Raw genomic sequence first — 17,279 nt, 5'->3', positions numbered from 1 at the left:
AGTGACTCGCCTCGCCATGGAGGCTACGAGGGTGGCCGGTGGTGAGTCAAGTGACTCACCTCGCCGTAGAATGGCCCCATGACCACCGAGCCCTCGGCCTACCACCAGCGCGTCGCCGGCGAGAAGCGGGCGGCGATCCTGGCGGCCGCCACCCGGCTGTTCCTCGAATCCGGCTACGACAGGACGTCCCTGGCCAGGATCGCCGAGGCGGCCGGGGTGTCGAAGGCGACGCTCTTCAAGCAGTTCCCGACCAAGGCGGTGCTGTTCGACGCGATCGTGACCGCCTCCTGGCGGTCCGGCGACGAGGACGAAGCGGCCCAGCCGCCCGCGGGCGACCCGCGGGCGGGACTCACCGTGATCGGCCGCCGCTACGCCGCTCTGCTCGCACGGCCCGGCATGGCGGACCTCTTCCGCATCGTCATCGCCGAACTGCACCGCTTCCCGGAGCTCGCTCAGACGCAGTTCAACCGCGGGAAGATGCCGTACTTCGCGTCGGTGCGCCGCTATCTGGAGGCGGAGCGCGAGGCGGGCACGGTCGTGCTGGACGACGCCGACCTTGCCGCCACGCAGTTCCTCGGGATGATCTCCAACTACGTCTTCTGGCCCCGGATGCTGCTGGCGCGGTGGGCGCCGGAGCGGTCCGCGACGGACCATGTCGTGGACGAGGCCGTGCTGATGATGCTGGCCCGGTACGCGCCCCCGCCCGCCCGCTGACGAACCCGCACCCTCCGGTGCGCGCCCCCGGAGCCCCCCGCGCTCCGGAGGCGCCCCGTCCCGGGAACCGGGCCCCGCGCTCCGGAGGCGCCCCGCCCCGGGAGCCGGGCCCCCCGGAAAGTCCCGGGACCCGGAGCCCCGCCCCGGGGAGCCCCCCCGGGAACCCGGAGCCCCGCCCCGGGGAGCCCCCCCGGGAACCCGGAGCCCCCGGGGCAGCCCGCCTCAGCGCTCCGCGAGGGCGCGGATCTCCGTGGCGATCAGGGCCGGGTCCTCCTCCGCCATGAAGTGACCGCAGCCGACGGTGCCGTGGCGCAGGTCGGGTGCCCAGGCGCTCCACAGGCCCTCGGCGTGGTAGCCCAGGGCCGCGCCCCAGTCCTGCTGGAGGACGGTGACCGGCACGGTCAGGCGGTTGCCCGCGTCGCGGTCGGCGGTGTCGTGGTCGATGTCGATGCCCGCGGAGGCGCGGTAGTCGGCCACGATCGAGGGGACGGCGGCGGCGCAGGCGTCCAGGTAGTGGCGGCGCACCGCGTCGGGCATCGCGCCGGGGCCGGAGGCCCAGACGTCGAGGAAGTGACCGAAGAAGGCGTCGGGGCTCGCCCCGATCATCGCCTCCGGCAGCCCGGGCTCCTGGGCCATCAGGTACAGGTGGAAGCCGATCGCGGCCGTGACGCCGTGCATCGCGTCCCACATGTCCAGCGTCGGCAGGACGTCCAGGATCGCGACACGGGCCACCGCCTCCGGGTGGTCCAGGGCCGCGCGGAAGGCGACCAGCGCGCCCCGGTCGTGGCCGACCAGGTCGAAGCGGTCGTGTCCGAGCTCGGCGGCGAGCCGGACGACGTCCCGCGCCATGGTCCGCTTGGAGTACACCTCGGGACCGGTCTCGGCCGGCTTGTCGCTCGCCCCGTAGCCGCGCAGGTCGGGGCAGATGACGGTGCGGTCGACGGCGAGGTCGGCGGCGACGTGCCGCCACATCAGACGGGTCTGCGGGAAGCCGTGCAGCAGCACGACGGGCCGGCCGGTGCCGCCCGCCTCGACGTCGAGGGACACGCCGTCGTCGACGCGTACGCGGTGCCGGGTGAAGCCGGGGATGCTCAGGGATGTCACAGCAGCTCCTGGTGCTCGTGGCAGGGTGGAGACGTCTCCCGGTGCCGGTCGTCCGGCCCGGGGTCTCGGGGACGTCGTCCAGGCTGCGGGCCCCGGATCAGCGATCGATGAGCGCCCGCGCGGGCCCGTGGCGGGGCGGGACGCGGAAGGGCCGTGCGGTGGGTGTGCAGTTCGGACTGCTGGGGCCGGTGGCCGCCTGGAACGCGCACGGCGCCCCGGTCGCCCTCGGCGCGCCCCGCCACCGGGAGGTGCTCGGCCGGCTGCTGGTGGCGAGGAACCGGGTGGTCCCCGTCGACCGGCTGGTCGCCGACCTCTGGGACGACGACCCCTCGGCCGGCTCGGTCGGCGCGGTGCGCACCTTCGTCGCGGCGCTGCGCAGGGTCCTGGAGCCGGACCGCCCGGCCCGCCGGGCCCCGCGGCTGCTGGTGACGCAGGGGCCCGGGTACGTGCTGCACGCCGGGCGGGACGCGGTCGACGCCTGGCGCTTCGAGGACGCCGCCGCCCGCGCCGCCGACGCGCCCCCGCACACGGCGGCGGCGCTCTGGGACGAGGCGCTCGCCCTGTGGCGCGGGCCGGTGCTGGCCGACTTCCCCGCGGCGCGCTGGGCCGCCGGGGACCGGGCCCGGCTGGAGGCGCTGCGGCTCCAGGCGGTCGAGCGCCGCGCCGACGCGCTGGTGGCGACGGGCGCCGCCCGTGACGCGGTGCCCGATCTGGAGGCCCATGTGGCCGCCCATCCCTGGCGCGAGGACGGCTGGGTGCTGCTGGCCACCGCCCTGGACCGGTCGGGGCGGCGCGGCGACGCGCTGGAGACGCTGCGCCGGGCCCGGGACACCCTCGCCGGGCAGCTCGGCATGGACCCGGGCCCGGCGCTGGCGCGCACCCAGGAACGGATCCTGCGGGGCCCGGACGCGCCCGGCTCCGGTGACGCGGCCGGGGCCGGGCTCGCCGACGGGGTGTGGGGCCGGGCGGCGGCCGCCTGGGAGCGCTCGGTGCCCGGCCGGGCCCGGCTGCGGCTGCACGCCACGGCGGGGCTGCTGCGCGATCTGGCCGTGGCCGGGGCCGGCGGCCTGGAGGAGGCCAGGGAGCAGCGGGCGGACGTGGTCGCCGCGGCCGAGGCCACGGGCGACGCCGACCTGGCCGCGCGGGTGATCGGCTCCTACGACGTCCCCGCCGTGTGGACGCGCGCGGACGACCCGGCGGGCGCGGGCGCCCTCGTCGGCGCGGCCGTCAGGACGGCGGCCGGGCTGGGGCCCGGCGCCCCGGCCTCGGTCCGGGCGCGGCTGCTGGCGGTCGTCGCGGTGGAGTCGCGGGGCGACGCGGCGGCCGAGGGGCCGGTGCCCCGGGCGGGCGACGACCCGGGCGAGGAGCCCTGGCGGCGGCGCGCCGGCCGGGCAGCGGACCGGGCCGTGCGGCTCGCCCGGGAGCTGGGCGACCCCGCGCTGCTGGCCTTCGCCCTCAACGGCGCGTTCATGCAGTCCTTCGAGCGGTGCGGCCTGGCCCCGCGCCGTGCGGACGTCGGCGCCGAACTGGCCTCCCTGTCCGTCACCCACGGGCTGCCCGGCCACGAGGTGCTGGGCCGCCTGGTGCGGATGCAGGCGCTCGCCGCCCTGGGCGACACGGCGGGAGCCGGCGCCGAGGCCGACGCGGTGGACGGGCTGGCGCGCCGTCATGAACGCCCGCTGGCCGGGGTGTTCACCGCCTGGTACCGGGCGATGCGCGTCTGCGAGACCGACGGCTGGGGCCGGGCCGAGCCCTTGTACCGGGAGGTCCTCGGCGTGACGGCGCAGTGCGGTATGCCCGGACTCGCCCACGGCGCCCCGGCCCTGGTCGCCCTCGTCCCCGTGCTGCGCGGCGACGGCCTGCCCGGCCCCGGCGCCTTCGACGGGATCGATCCGGGCCCCTACGAGCCGTGGATCACCCCGCTGGTCCTGGCCGGTGAGGGGCGGGCGGTGGAGGCGCGCCGGGCGCTCGCCGTCGCGCCTCGCCCGCCGCACGACCTGCTCCAGGAGGCCCTGTGGTGCGTACTCGCCCGTGCGGCCGGGGCCGTGGGGGAGCGCCGCGTGCTGCGCCGCGCCCGGGACGAGCTCGCCGGGGCCCGGGGCGAGTCGGCCGGCGCGGGGAGCGGGCTGATCTCCTTCGGCCCGGTCGGCAGGCATCTGCGCGCCGCCGACGCCGCCCTGGCGGAGGGAACGGACGGAGCGGACGGAACGGACGGAGCGGAGGGAACGGAGGGAGCGGATCCGGGCGAGGGGGCATGAAGAGCGTGAGGGGCGTGAACGGCCCGAAGGGGCACGAAACGTGAGAGGGCGGGCCCGCGGGGCCCGCCCTCGTGTGCCGCCGGCCCCGTCAGGGCCAGACCAGGCAGTACGGCTGATGTCCCGCCTCGTGCAGACGATGGCTGAAATCTTGCCATTCGTGCAGCAGTTGGTAGACGTTGAAGGCGTCCCTGGGACCGCCGCGGTCCGGGACCGTCGACCAGATGAACGCGGCCGCGCCCACCGATTCCTCGCCGATGTCGCGCAGCGGATCGACCGCCGTCATCGGCAGTTTCACCACCGCGTAGTCCGGGTGCAGGACCACGAGTTCCAGCGGCGGCACCCTGTGCAGGGGCATGCCCTGGATGCCCGTGAGCACCATGGCGGCTATGGTCTCCGGCTTGATCTTGGTGAACATGCCGCCCATGCCGAGTTCGTCGCCGCCGAGTTCCTCGGGGCGCATCGAGATGGGCACACGGGCGGCCGTCGCGCCGTCGGGCGCGCCGAAGTACTTGTAGGTCACCCCCAACCGGCCGCTCCTGCCTCCCACGGGCTCATGTGCTTCGCCTCGCCGGTGTTTTCCCCGTCGGGCAGGCTCAGGACCCAGGTCGTCGGTCCCCTCGCCCAGTCCGCCACCGCGATGCATATCTCCACCCGACCACTCGCAGCCCCCGCCGCGCAACCAGATCATCGTGACAGTGACCTCCCCCACGAACGTGCGGTGAAACACCTGTCCGCAAGATCGCCCGGGCCTCTGAGACCATGGTTTCCGTGAGCTTTCCCTATGACGCCCCAGTTTCGCAGACGCTTTTCGACCGCGCGTCCCTCGTGACGCCCGGCGGCGTGAACTCTCCCGTCCGTGCCTTCCGCGCCGTGGGCGGTACGCCCCGGTTCATGGTGTCCGGCACCGGCCCGTACCTGACCGACGCCGACGGCCGTGAGTACGTCGACCTGGTCTGTTCGTGGGGGCCGATGATCCTCGGGCACTCCCACCCCGAGGTCGTCGCGGCGGTGCAGGCCGCCGTGGCCCGCGGCACCTCCTTCGGCACGCCGGGCGAGGGCGAGGTCGCGCTCGCCGAGGAGATCGTGGCCCGGGTCGCCCCCGTCGAGCAGGTGCGGCTGGTCTCCAGCGGCACCGAGGCGACGATGTCCGCGATCCGGCTGGCCCGCGGATTCACCGGCCGCGCCAAGGTGATCAAGTTCGCCGGCTGCTACCACGGCCACGTGGACGCGCTGCTGGCCGCCGCCGGGTCCGGGCTCGCCACCTTCGCGCTGCCGGACACGCCCGGGGTCACCGGGGCCCAGGCCGGCGACACGATCGTGCTGCCGTACAACGACCTGGAGGCCGTGCGGGCCGCCTTCGCCGCGCACCCCGGCGAGATCGCCTGTGTGATCACCGAGGCGTCGCCCGGCAACATGGGCGTCGTCCCGCCGCTGCCGGGCTTCAACCAGGGTCTGAAGGACCTGTGCGCCGGCGACGGCGCGCTGTACATCTCGGACGAGGTGATGACCGGCTTCCGTACGTCGAAGGCGGGCTGGTTCGGCGTCGACGGCGTGGTGCCCGACCTGATGACCTTCGGCAAGGTGATGGGCGGCGGCTTCCCGGCCGCGGCCTTCGGCGGCCGTGCCGACGTGATGGGCCACCTCGCCCCCGCCGGCCCCGTCTACCAGGCGGGCACGCTCTCCGGGAACCCGGTCGCGACCGCTGCGGGCCTCGCCCAGCTCCGGCTCCTCGACGACGCCGCCTACACCGCGGTGAACGCCGTCTCCGAGGAGATCCGCTCCCTGGTGACCGGCGCCCTCGCCAAGGAGGGCGTGGCGCACCGGGTCCAGTCGGCGAGCAACATGTTCTCGGTGTTCTTCACCGCCGACGAGGTGCGCGACTACGAGGACGCCAAGCGCCAGGAGGCGTTCCGCTTCAACGCGTTCTTCCACTCGATGCTCGCCGACGGGGTCTACCTGCCGCCGTCCGCCTTCGAGTCGTGGTTCGTGTCCACCGCCCACGACGCGCGGGCCGTGGAGCGGATCGCCGCCGCGCTGCCCGCGGCGGCCCGGGCAGCGGCGGAGGCCACCGCATGAGCGCCGGCGACATCACCGTCGTGCACCTGATGCGCCACGGCGAGGTGCACAACCCGGACGGCGTGCTCTACGGGCGCCGGGAGGGCTACCACCTCTCCGAGCTCGGGCGGCGGATGGCCGACCGGGTCGCCGAGCACCTCGCGGCGCGGGACGTCACCCATGTCGTGGCGTCACCGCTGGAGCGGGCGCAGGAGACGGCCCAGCCGGTGGCCAAGACCCACGGGCTGACCCTCGCCACCGACGAGCGGCTGATCGAGGCGGGCAACGTCTTCGAGGGCAAGACGTTCGGCGTCGGCGACGGCGCGCTGCGCCGGCCGGAGAACTGGAAGCACCTGACGAACCCGTTCCGTCCCTCCTGGGGCGAGCCGTACATCGAGCAGGTCGTGCGGATGATGGGGGCGCTCGACGCGGCGAAGGACGCGGCGCGCGGCCACGAGGCCGTGTGCGTCAGCCACCAGCTCCCGATCTGGATCGTGCGCAGCTTCGTGGAGAAGCGCCGGCTGTGGCACGACCCGCGGCGCCGGCAGTGCACGCTGGCCTCGCTGACGACGTTCACCTATCAGGGCGACCGGATCGTTTCGGTCGGGTACTCCGAGCCCGCCCGTGACCTCGTCCCCGCGCATCTCCTCGCCGGTGCGAAGCCGGTGAAGGGGAAGTCGAAGGCATTCGGCGCATAGGCCCTTCGGCCCCGCACGTCGCACGGCCGGTCCCCCGGCGGCAGGAGGCCGCCGGGGAAATCCGGCCACCTTTTCCGGAACCCGTTGGTGCCGGTCCGCATCTCACCCTGTGCCGGTTCGCAAGGGCTCCCCATGACCGGGGGAGCCGTGAATGCACGAATGGGGGAGAGATGCGCGACATCACCCGAAGGGGACTTCTGGGCGCGGGACTCGGCGCCGCCGCGGCGATCACGGCGGCCGGCTGCGGCAGCGGTACCGGTACCGCGCCGGACGGCGCCGGAGGGCCGGGAACGGGCCGGGGCGCCACCCCGAGCGGTACGCCGAAGCCCTCGCCGTCGCCTTCGACGGGGCGGCCCATCGGGGACGGCTCCACGGCCGACACCGGCCGCCAGCCGCACCAGCCCCCGAAACCCGTCCCGCTCGAACCGGGCCAGACGCCCCCGCAATTCGTGGTCTTCTCCTGGGACGGTGCGGGCGAGGTCGGCAACGGCCTCTTCCCGCGCTTTCTCGAACTCGCCAGGAATCACGGCGCGGCGATGACCTTCTTCCTCTCCGGGATATATCTGCTGCCGGAGTCGAAGAAATCGCTCTACCGTCCTCCGAACAACGGCATCGGCGCTTCGGACATCGGATATCTGACCGATGACCACATCAAGGAGACGCTGACCCACATACGCCGCGCATGGCTCGACGGCCATGAGATAGGCACCCACTTCAACGGCCATTTCTGCGCCGGTTCGGGATCGGTGGGGAAGTGGTCGGCGGCCGACTGGCGCAGCGAGATCGACCAGGCTGTGAAGTTCGTCACCGAATGGCGCACCAACAGCGGCTGGACGGACATCGATCCGCTGCCTTTCGACTACCGCAGGGAACTCGTCGGCGCCCGCACCCCCTGCCTTCTCGGGCAGGACGCGCTGCTGCCCGCCGCCGAGCGGCTCGGCTGGCGGTACGACGCCTCCTCGCCCGGCGGCCGCCAGGTGTGGCCGGAGCGGCTGGGGGGCCTGTGGGACCTGCCGCTCCAGCAGGTGCCCTTCCCCGGCCGGTCCTTCGAGGTGCTGTCGATGGACTACAACATGCTCGCCAATCAGTCGGGCAATTCGACCCAGGGTGTGCCCGCGCGCTTTCCGGGATGGAAGACGCAGGCCAGGGACGCCTATCTGACCGGGTTCAGCCGTGCCTACGAGTCGAATCGCGCCCCGCTCTTCATCGGCAACCACTTCGAGCAGTGGAACGGCGGTATCTACATGGACGCCGTCGAGGAGGCGCTGAAGGGCATGGCCGGCAAGAAGGACGTACGGCTGGTGTCCTTCCGTCAGTTCTGCGACTGGCTCGACGTGCAGGATCCCGCGATCCTCGCGAAACTCCGCACACTGGAGGTCGGCCAGGCCCCCGCCGGAGGATGGAACACATTCCTTAGGGCTTCTTGACAACGGGTCCTAACGGGCACCCAGGGGGGTGCGGAAGATCGCCCCGCGCGCCATGCGAAACTTTTCACATGAGCTTCAGCCGTGCCTCCCGCGCCGCCCTGCTGACCGCACTGGTCGCCGCGGGCGCGCTCACCCTGTCGGCCTGCGGCGACGGCGGAAAGTCCGGCGGCGGAGGGGACACCAACTTCGTCGCCGGCTCCGGCGGCATCGCCACCGTCGCCAAGGGCGAACGGCAGGCGCCCCACCAGCTCAAGGGCGAGACCCTGGAGGGCGAGCAGCTCGACATCGCCGACCTCAAGGGCAAGGTCGTCGTGATGAACGTCTGGGGCTCGTGGTGCCCGCCCTGCCGTTCCGAGGCGCCCTATTTCGCGAAGGTCGCCAAGGAGACCAAGGCGGACGGCGTCGAGTTCGTCGGCATCAACACCCGGGACACCGACAAGGGACCGGCGATCGCCTTCGAGAAGGACTACGGCGTCGAGTACCCGAGCCTGTACGACCCGATCGGCAAGCTGATCGTCAACGGTTTCCCCAAGGGCAGCCTCAACCCGCAGGCCATCCCCTCGACGATCGTCCTCGACCGTGAGGGGAAGATCGCGGCCCGCGCCCTGCGCGCCCTGGACGACGAGGAACTCCGCAAGATGATCGACCCGCTGATCGCGGAGAAGTGATCGGCGTGGAACTCCTCGCCGCCTCGCAGGGGGTGAACGAGACGGTCCTCGGCGGCGCACTGCTCCTCGCGCTGCCCATCGCGGTGCTCGCGGGCCTGGTCTCGTTCTTCTCGCCGTGCGTCCTGCCCCTCGTGCCCGGCTACCTGTCCTATGTGACGGGCGTCACCGGCAGCGACCTCGCCCAGGCGCGCCGGGGCCGGATGGTCGCCGGCGCCTCGCTGTTCGTGCTCGGCTTCACCGCCGTGTTCGTGTCGGGCGGCGCGCTCTTCGGCTACTTCGGCTCCACCCTCCAGGGCCAGCGGGAGATCCTCTCCCGGGTCCTCGGCGTGCTGATGATCCTGCTGGGCGTCTTCTTCATGGGCCTGATGCCCTGGCTGACCCAGCGGGAGTTCCGCATCCACCGGCGGCCGGTGTCCGGCCTCGTCGGCGCGCCGCTGCTCGGCGCCCTGTTCGGCATCGGCTGGACGCCGTGCATCGGCCCGACGCTGTCCGCCGTGACGTTCCTGTCGGCGAACGAGGCGAGCGCGGGACGGGGCGCGCTGCTGACCGTCGCGTACTGTCTCGGGCTCGGGGTGCCGTTCGTGCTCGCGGCGGTGGCCTTCCGCAAGGCGCTCGGCGCGTTCGACTGGGTGAAGCGGCACTACGCCTGGGTGATGCGGATCGGCGGCGTGATGATGATCCTGACCGGCGTCCTGCTGCTCACAGGTGTGTGGGACAGCATGGTCCAGTCGATGCAGGGCTGGACCAACGGCTTCACGGTGGGGATCTGAGAGATGGGCAGGACCTCCATGAACGACACCGAGGAGCGCGAGCTCGGCGATGCCGCCTCGCAGCTCTCGACCGCGCCCGTGGAGGGCGCGGCGGACCAGACGATCGGCGGCCCCACGCTCGGGGTGATCGGCTGGGCGCGCTGGTTCTGGCGCCAGCTCACCTCGATGCGGGTGGCGCTGATCCTGCTCTTCCTGCTGTCCCTCGGCGCGATCCCCGGCTCCCTCATCCCGCAGAACAGCGTGGACGAGATGAAGGTGCAGGCCTTCCGGGACCGGCACGAGACCCTGGCGCCGCTCTACGACAAGCTGCAGTTCTTCGACGTCTACAGCTCGGTGTGGTTCTCGGCGATCTACATCCTGCTCTTCGTCTCCCTCATCGGCTGCATCGTGCCGCGCTCCTGGCAGTTCGTCGGCCAGCTGCGCAGCCGCCCGCCGGGCGCGCCGCGCCGGCTGGACCGGCTGCCGGCCTACACCACCTGGCGCACCGAGGCCGGGCCCGAGGAGGTCCGCGAGGCCGCCCTCACCATGCTGCGCGGCCGCCGCTTCCGCGCCCACGGCACCGGGGACGCCGTCGCCGCGGAGAAGGGGTACCTGCGCGAGGCGGGCAACCTGGTGTTCCACGTGTCGCTGATCGTGATGCTGACCGCGTTCGCCTGGGGGCAGCTCTTCAAGTCCGAGGGCGGCAAGCTGGTCGTCGAGGGCGGCGGCTTCTCCAACACGCTCACCCAGTACGACGACTTCAAGTCGGGCTCGCTCTTCGAGCCCGACGAGCTGACGCCGTTCTCCTTCACGCTGGACAGCTTCACCGGCACCTACGCCAGGAGCGGGCCGCAGCGCGGCACCCCGCGCACCTACGAGGCGGCCCTCACCTGGTCGACGCCCGGGAGCGCGGACCGCAAGCAGGTCGTCGAGGTGAACCGGCCGCTGGAGGTCGACGGCACCAAGGTGTACCTGAACGGCCACGGCTACGCGCCGGTCGTCACCGTGCGCAACGGCAAGGGCGACCTCGTCTTCCGGGACGCGGTGCCGCTGCTGCCGATCGACAACAACGTGACCTCCACCGGTGCCATCAAGGTGATGGACGGATACCGGGACAAGAACGGCAAGAAGGACCAGCTCGGTTTCCAGGCGTTCTTCGTGCCGACCTTCGCCGGCGCGGGCGAGGGCGACATGTTCTCGCAGTTCCCCGGCCTGGAGTTCCCGGTGCTCGCGCTCACCGGCTACCACGGCAGCCTCGGCGTCGACGCGGGCCTGCCGCAGAACGTCTACCAGCTCGACACCCGCAAGATGAAGCAGTTCAAGGGCAGCGACGGCGAGGTCCTCAAGAAGCGGCTGCTGCCCGGCGAGACCATGCAGCTCCCGGACGGCGCCGGCTCCATCACGTTCGAGAAGGACGTGAAGGAGTGGGCGACCTTCCAGATCACCCGGCAGCCCGCCACCGGCTGGGCGCTGACCGGCGCCGTCGCCGCCATCGGCGGACTCGCGGCCTCCCTCTTCATCAGGCGCCGCCGCGTCTGGGTGCGGGCGGTGCGCGGCGCGGACGGCGTGACCGTGGTCGAGATGGCGGGCCTGGGCCGCAGCGAGTCGGCGAAGCTCCCCGAGGAGCTCACCGACCTGGCCCTGACCCTCAACGCACAGGCGCCGACGGCGCCCGAACCCGAAGAACCGGACGTTCCTGCCGAAGGGGCACAGCAGTGACTCTCGCCGCCGCAACCAACGAAGGCCTCGCGGAGATCAGCAACTACCTGATCTATTCGTCGATGGCCGTGTACACGCTGGCCTTCTTCGCGCACATGGCGGAGTGGCTCTTCGGCAGCCGCAGCAAGGTGGCCCGCACGGCCGCCGCGCTGACCGCGCCCAAGGGCGCCGCGGCCACCGCCGCGGCCCCGGCCGTCAGCGTCCGCACGGCCGGCGGCACCACGGTGCTGGACAAGCCGAAGGTCGTCACCCGGGCCGCCGCCGGCACCCGTGACGTGCCGGACGGCCCCGGCGCGCACGGCGGCACCGAGAAGGGCGACCTCTACGGCCGCATCGCGGTGTCGCTGACGGTCCTGGCGTTCCTGCTGGAGGCCGCCGGCGTCGTCGCCCGCGCCGTCTCGGTGCAGCGGGCGCCGTGGGGCAACATGTACGAGTTCTCCACCACCTTCTCGACGGTCGTCGTCGGTGTGTACCTCGCGCTGCTGCTCGCCAAGAAGAACGTCCGCTGGGCCGGTCTGCCGCTGGTCACCACCGTCCTGCTGGACCTCGGGTTCGCCGTCACGGTGCTCTACACCGAGAGCGACCAGCTGGTGCCCGCGCTCGACTCGTACTGGCTGTGGATCCACGTCTCCACCGCCATCTTCTGCGGCGCCGTCTTCTACCTCGGCGCGGTCGGCAGCATCCTGTACCTGTTCCGCGACTCCTACGAGGCCAAGCTGGCCCGCGGCGACCAGCCGGGGAAGTTCGCCACCTCGGTCATGGAGCGGCTGCCCGCCGCGGCCACCCTCGACAAGTTCGCCTACCGCGTCAACGCGGCGGTCTTCCCGCTGTGGACGTTCACGATCATCGCCGGCGCGATCTGGGCCGGCGACGCGTGGGGCCGCTACTGGGGCTGGGACGCCAAGGAGGTCTGGTCCTTCATCACCTGGGTCGCCTACGCCGCCTATCTGCACGCCCGCGCGACCGCCGGCTGGAAGGGCCGCAAGGCCGCGTACATCGCGCTCGTCGCGTTCCTGTGCTTCCTGTGGAACTACTACGGCGTGAACATGTTCGTGAACAGCCTGCACTCCTACGCGGGCGTCTGACGGCCCCTCCCGCCCCCCGGAGCGTGAGGTCGCGCCCCCGGCGGGGGCGCGGGACGCTGGGGGCATGACCGACGACGTGATCCCCCGGGGCACCTCCGTGACGCGGGACGACGGCACCCATGTGCTGCACTGGGAAGTGCCGCTGCCGCACCCGGTGGTCCGGGTGTGGCACGCCGTCGCCACCCCCGAGGGGCTGCCCTCCTGGCTGTGCGCCGCCGAAGTCCTCGAACCGGGGGTCGGCGGCGCGGTCGTGCTGCGCTGGCTGAACGCCGACGCCGACGGACGGCACACCCTCGCGGCCGGTCACGTCACCGCCTGGGACACGGAGCGGGTCGCCGAGTACACCGTCACCGTCCACGGCCGGATCCGCTTCCACCTGGAGGCGCACCGGGGCGACGGCACGGTGCTGCGCTTCACGAACGAGCTGCGGTGCGACGACGAGGTGCGGCTGGACTGCCTGGCCGGCTGGCACGACCACCTCGCCCTGCTGGCGGCGGCCCTGGACGGCAGCCCCGTCACCGACTGGTCGTCCTGGACGCCCGACCGCTGGCAGCGGCTGCGCGACGCCTACGCGGCGGCCTGAGACAGGGCCCGTCCGGCAGGCACCGTCGTCCGGCGGGCACCGCCCGGCCGGCCTCAAGCCCGGCCGGACGCCCGGTCAGCCCTTCTTGTACACGCAGTCGGCCGGGGGTTCCTTCCCGTCCGGCCAGGAGAACTCCTCGAAGCGCAGGGTGCCGTCCTCCGCCAGCCGCACGATCGGCACCGCCTTGTTGCGCGGATTGCCGTCGGTGTCCAGGCAGATCCAGCCGCTGGCGCCGTTCACCCGGAGCGAGCCCGTCAGGTGCGGCCACTGGGCGGTCACGTCGTCCAGGGACGGGGCCTTCGCCGACGAGCCGGTCGCCCTGCGGATGCCCTGCACCGCCGTCGCCATCGCGTCGTAGCCGATGATCGTCTGACCGTCGTGCAGCACGTTGGCGCCGATCTCGCCGCGCACCTCGGCGAGGGCGTCGGCGAGCTGCCGGTACGCGGGGGCCGATCCGCCCGTCGCGGGCAGGCTCCGGCCCGGCGCGGGCACCCAGGCGTCGGGGTGCGCCAGGGCGGCGTACTTCAGGGTCACCCGCGGCTTCCGGCCGCCCGGCTGCGGCTCCAGCGCCTTGCGGTCGACCTTGTCGTCCGAGCCGAGGTACGAGGCCTCGTCGCCGGTGAAGACGGTGAAGCCCCGGCCGGCGCAGCCCGACCGGCCCAGTTCGGAGACGAAGACCCGCAGCGGGGTGTGCCGGCCGGCGAAGAAGACCGTGTGCGCGTCGGTGTCGCAGATGTAGTGGGCGATGCTGTTGAAGACGTTGCCGAGGTTGCCCGCGTCGTCGGGCTCGTCGCCCGAGGTGAACGGGCGGGCGTCGTAGACCTGGTCGGGGAGCTGCTCGTCGAACGCCTCGCGCAGGGTGCGCGCGTAGTTGTTGCGGGCGTTGGTGTCGTAGACCAGCAGGGCGTTGCGGTCGACCGCCTTGGCGTGCGCCACGAGGGCCCGCGCCTCGTCCTTGTTGGTGGGGGACACCCGGGCGAGACCGGGTATCCCGCTGATGTCGTCCGCGGTGATCGTCGAACCCACCATGGGCACCCGGTGCTTCGCCAGCAGCGCCACCGCCCGCTTGTTCACCTCGTTGCTGGTCGCTATCCCCGTCACGGCGCGCAGCGGCACCGGGTCGCCGGTCATGCCGACGAGCTGGAGCACCACCCGCTCCCAGTGCAGCCCGAGGTCACCGGTGTTGGCGAGCAGGACCCGGATCCGCGGCGGCCGGCCCTCGGCCCGGTTGGCGAGCCGCTGCTGGAGGTACACCCCCTGGAGCTCGTGGCGCATCTTGGTGAGCTGCTCGGGCGCCGTCGAGGAGAACGGCATCATCACCGCGACGGAGACCATCAGGTCACCGCTCTTCGCGGCCTCCTCGTTCTCGGCGCCGATGGCGCGGGCGACCTCGCGTATCTCCGTGACGCCGAAGTCGTAGCCGGTCGCGGAGACGCCGATGCACTCCTCGCTGTCCTCGGGGCGTTCGACGCCGGCCGAGCAGGTGCGGTCCGGGTCGAGGACGTCCGGCACGTACACGATGCCGAGCAGCAGGACGACCGCGGCCGCCGCACCGATGAGGATCTTGGTCAGATTGTTCATCACTCGTTCCCCCCGTTCGTCCGTCCCCGCCGTGTGCAGGCGCACTCCCGCAGGGGGCGCCCCGATCGGATGCTCTCGGCCCACTGCTCGGCGGCGTCGGTGAGCACCGAGCCGTCGGCGACGTCGTCGCGCATCGCGTACAGCGCCCCGCGGGCGGCCGCCTCCAGGCGGGCCTCCGGCAGCTCCAGCCGGTCCTGCGCGAGCCAGGCCGCGTTCAGCAGCCGCGCCACCCGGCGCTCCGGTTCGTGGTGGCCGCCGGTGAAGGCCAGCCTGCGCCGTTCGTCGATGCCGGCGAACACCGGCGCCGAGGCGATGTGCAGCAGATTGTCCAGCCAGACCGCGGTGTTCATCAGGTACAGCGAGCCGTGGAGATGGGCGACGGCGTTGCGGATCAGCCCGATCGACAGCTCGTGGTGGTACTGGTGCGGCGAGGCCGGGGAGGCGCCCGCGTAGTGCGTCGCGAGGCGCTGATGGCCCCGGACCCACGACGCGTGGTCCGGTTCGCGGTGGTAGAGCTGGTGCAGCAGCACGATCCGCAGGCAGTGGTCGGCGACGAAGTGCTCGTCGCAGCGCGGCCAGCCGTCCGCGTCCAGCGCGTGGCGCAACTCGGTGGTGGTGAGGGCGGCGGCGGGCGACAGCAGCAGTCCCGCGGCGTGGGCGTCGGCCGCCGGTGACACCAGGGTGAGCAGCTCGCCCGTCTCGCCCGGCACCAGCGCGTCGCGCAGCGCCCCCGCCACCGTCGGGCCGGTGGTCGTCCGGTGCGGGGTGGCGGGCCGGTAGCGCAGCAGCGAGCGCAGGGTCAGCGCCGGCAGCGCGGGCCGCACCGCCTCGTCCTCGGGGGCCGCGTCGGCCAGGCTGTTCAGCTCGGCGATGGCGTCCGTCATCCGGGTCATCGCCAGCGGCCGCCCGCCGGTGAAGCGGTAGAGCGCGCGCGGCAGTCCGGGCGGCAGCATCGCGTCCGGGTCCACATGGCTCAGCAGCCCGTCCGAGGTCTCGGGACCGGCCGGGGGCAGCGGCGGGTAGGGCACCACGACCATGGCGTGCCGGCACAGCTGGTCGGTGCGGCCGCCCGCGAGCCCCACCGCCGACGTCAGCGACGGCAGCCGGTAGGCGCCCGTGAGGACCGGCGGGTCCTCCCGCCGGAACGCGGCGAGGACGACGACCCGGTCCCGGTGGCCCCGCCCGCGGTAGGTCAGGCAGTCGCGCACCAGCCGTTCGCCCGGCTCCTCGTGGGCGTTGTCGAGCAGCATCAGCGGCCGACCGGTGCGCAGCAGCCAGCCGCCCGTCGTCCGGTACGCCTCCTCCAGGTCGGCGCGCAGCGCCTGCCCCAGGTAGTACTCGGCCCGCACCCGCTGGTCGCCGCCGTGCCGGAAGTGGGCGCCGAGCAGGGTCAGTCCGGCGGCGGCGTCGCCCTGCGCGCCCGGGTAGGCGCCGTACCAGTCGGCCGCCCGGCGCGCGCCGCGCGGGAGGATGTCGCGCAGCAGCACCTCCACCGACACCCCGGTGGGCGTCTGCGGCGGCCGCATCACCGCGTACGCCGCCACGAGCCGTGCCGCCCGGTCCCGCGCCGCCTCGCCCGAGGTGCCGCGCACCGGGGAGAGGGCCTCCAGCCGGCCCAGTTCGGCCGCGATGCGCTCGTCCTGCCCGGCGTCCCACCCGCCGGAGGCGACGGCCACCAGCCCGGTGAACAGCCGTGTCAGCGGGAGGGCCCCGGCGCGCGGGGGGCCGCTGCGCACGAAGGCGCCGCCGAGCCGCAGCAGGGCCTCGGTCACCAGGGAGCGGGAGCGGGGCGATTCGGCGACGGCGGTGCGCAGGGTGTCGTCGGCGCAGTCCAGGTACGCCGTGGGCGTCACCGTGCCGCAGAGGTCCCGCAGCCGCAGCGCGTCGTGGGTCTTGCCGGTGCCCCGGCCGCCGACGACGGCGACGACGGGCGGGGGGAGCGCCTTGCAGTAGGGGCGGTGCCGGCGTCCGTCGACCTCGGTGCCGGTCAGGTGGGACGCGAGCTGCGCGAGTAAGCCGCTCCGCGCGGCCAGTTGATCCCTCAAGGACGACTCCCGGTCGGTCAAGTGGCGCCGGGCGGGCGGATGGTTGACGGGATCAAGGTTATTACCCAGCCCTCGGCGCGGCGTAGCCGTCGGCGAGTGCCGTGTTCACTCCGTTACGTGCGGTGTCCGGCGGCGCCGGGGATCCGCCGGTCCGCTCAGGGGCGTGGCTTGTCGCCCTCGTCGCCGTCGGCGGGGCCCTCCACGGCGTCCTCGGGCGTCTCGTCCCGCTCCTTGCGCCGCTCGCGCTCGTTCTCCTCGCGCAGCGACTTCAGGAACTCCGGGTTGTCGTCGGGCGCCACCCAGCCGCCGCGCCGGGACGAGGACCGCCCGGCGGTCGCGGCGCGGTCCTTGCCGACGATCAGCCAGGAGATCGAGCCGACCAGCGGGAACAGCAGCACGAGGATCGCCCACAGCGGCTTGGGGATGTAGCGGACATCCTTCTCGTCGGTGGTGATGCAGTCGATGAACGCGTAGATGCTCAGGCCGAGAGGCACCAGCACCATCAGCACCCGAAGCATGGCCGCCCCCTTGCGCAACAGAGCTCGGGGCCGAACCGCGGCCCCCGTGACAGCTCCAGCGTAGTGCGTACCGGA

The 17,279-nt window shown here is 73.3% G+C and carries 15 protein-coding genes; 10 read left to right on the top strand and 5 right to left on the bottom strand.

All coding sequences use genetic code 11. The features are described from left to right. Positions 1-78 precede the first annotated feature (78 nt). Entirely contained in the window at positions 79-714 is a 636-nt protein-coding gene (locus JE024_RS15250) for a TetR/AcrR family transcriptional regulator (RefSeq protein WP_205374105.1), read from the top strand. A 222-nt stretch (positions 715-936) separates the two neighbouring features. On the opposite strand, the gene JE024_RS15245 is transcribed toward JE024_RS15250, so the two are convergent. Beyond that, positions 937-1,818, bottom strand: coding sequence for an alpha/beta fold hydrolase (locus JE024_RS15245; protein ID WP_205374104.1), 882 nt, complete (start codon positions 1,816-1,818; stop codon positions 937-939). A gap of 158 nt (positions 1,819-1,976) precedes the next feature. Here JE024_RS15245 and JE024_RS15240 point away from each other — a divergent pair, with 158 nt between their 5' ends. Further along, positions 1,977-4,076 carry an AfsR/SARP family transcriptional regulator gene (locus JE024_RS15240; RefSeq protein WP_205374103.1) on the top strand — a complete coding sequence of 700 codons (2,100 nt, stop codon included), beginning with the start codon at positions 1,977-1,979 and terminating at the stop codon, positions 4,074-4,076. A gap of 88 nt (positions 4,077-4,164) precedes the next feature. On the opposite strand, the gene JE024_RS15235 is transcribed toward JE024_RS15240, so the two are convergent. After that, on the bottom strand, positions 4,165-4,719 hold the full coding sequence (locus JE024_RS15235; RefSeq protein ID WP_205376553.1) for a hypothetical protein: 555 nt from the start codon (positions 4,717-4,719) through the stop codon (positions 4,165-4,167). 116 nt (positions 4,720-4,835) lie between these two features. Here JE024_RS15235 and hemL point away from each other — a divergent pair, with 116 nt between their 5' ends. The 8 genes from hemL (at position 4,836) to JE024_RS15195 (ending at position 13,060) form a co-directional block, all read left to right on the top strand. Further along, positions 4,836-6,152 (top strand): glutamate-1-semialdehyde 2,1-aminomutase, encoded by a 1,317-nt coding sequence (hemL, locus tag JE024_RS15230; protein ID WP_205374102.1) that lies wholly within the window; start codon positions 4,836-4,838, stop codon positions 6,150-6,152. Next, on the top strand, positions 6,149-6,829 hold the full coding sequence (locus JE024_RS15225; RefSeq protein WP_205374101.1) for a histidine phosphatase family protein: 681 nt from the start codon (positions 6,149-6,151) through the stop codon (positions 6,827-6,829). Before hemL ends, JE024_RS15225 begins: the two co-directional genes overlap by 4 nt. Before the next feature lie 170 nt (positions 6,830-6,999). Further along, positions 7,000-8,256 carry a polysaccharide deacetylase family protein gene (locus JE024_RS15220; RefSeq protein WP_205374100.1) on the top strand — a complete coding sequence of 419 codons (1,257 nt, stop codon included), beginning with the start codon at positions 7,000-7,002 and terminating at the stop codon, positions 8,254-8,256. Positions 8,257-8,324: 68 nt separating this feature from the next. Then, a complete protein-coding gene (locus JE024_RS15215) occupies positions 8,325-8,924 on the top strand; it encodes a TlpA family protein disulfide reductase (protein WP_205374099.1) in 600 nt (199 codons plus the stop codon). 5 nt (positions 8,925-8,929) lie between these two features. Continuing rightward, positions 8,930-9,694, top strand: coding sequence for a cytochrome c biogenesis CcdA family protein (locus JE024_RS15210; protein WP_205374098.1), 765 nt, complete (start codon positions 8,930-8,932; stop codon positions 9,692-9,694). 3 nt (positions 9,695-9,697) lie between these two features. Then, positions 9,698-11,392 carry a cytochrome c biogenesis protein ResB gene (gene resB / locus JE024_RS15205; protein WP_205374097.1) on the top strand — a complete coding sequence of 565 codons (1,695 nt, stop codon included), beginning with the start codon at positions 9,698-9,700 and terminating at the stop codon, positions 11,390-11,392. After that, complete coding sequence (ccsB, locus tag JE024_RS15200) at positions 11,389-12,477, top strand: c-type cytochrome biogenesis protein CcsB (protein ID WP_205374096.1); 1,089 nt, start codon at positions 11,389-11,391, stop codon at positions 12,475-12,477. The genes resB and ccsB overlap by 4 nt, the downstream gene beginning before the upstream one ends. Before the next feature lie 64 nt (positions 12,478-12,541). Further along, positions 12,542-13,060 carry an SRPBCC domain-containing protein gene (locus tag JE024_RS15195; RefSeq protein WP_205374095.1) on the top strand — a complete coding sequence of 173 codons (519 nt, stop codon included), beginning with the start codon at positions 12,542-12,544 and terminating at the stop codon, positions 13,058-13,060. Positions 13,061-13,135: 75 nt separating this feature from the next. On the opposite strand, the gene JE024_RS15190 is transcribed toward JE024_RS15195, so the two are convergent. From JE024_RS15190 to JE024_RS15180, 3 genes are all read right to left on the bottom strand, one after another. Beyond that, entirely contained in the window at positions 13,136-14,641 is a 1,506-nt protein-coding gene (locus tag JE024_RS15190; RefSeq protein WP_205374094.1) for an ABC transporter substrate-binding protein, read from the bottom strand. Next, entirely contained in the window at positions 14,641-16,686 is a 2,046-nt protein-coding gene (locus JE024_RS15185; protein ID WP_205374093.1) for a hypothetical protein, read from the bottom strand. Before JE024_RS15185 ends, JE024_RS15190 begins: the two co-directional genes overlap by 1 nt. A gap of 155 nt (positions 16,687-16,841) precedes the next feature. After that, positions 16,842-17,204, bottom strand: coding sequence for a PLD nuclease N-terminal domain-containing protein (locus tag JE024_RS15180; RefSeq protein WP_205374092.1), 363 nt, complete (start codon positions 17,202-17,204; stop codon positions 16,842-16,844). Positions 17,205-17,279 lie beyond the last annotated feature (75 nt).

The sequence above is a fragment of the Streptomyces zhihengii genome, from assembly GCF_016919245.1.
Classification (GTDB): Bacteria; Actinomycetota; Actinomycetes; order Streptomycetales; family Streptomycetaceae; genus Streptomyces; species Streptomyces zhihengii.
The sequence above is the reverse complement of the archived record's forward strand: the minus strand, read 5'-3'. Positions and strand labels throughout refer to the sequence as shown.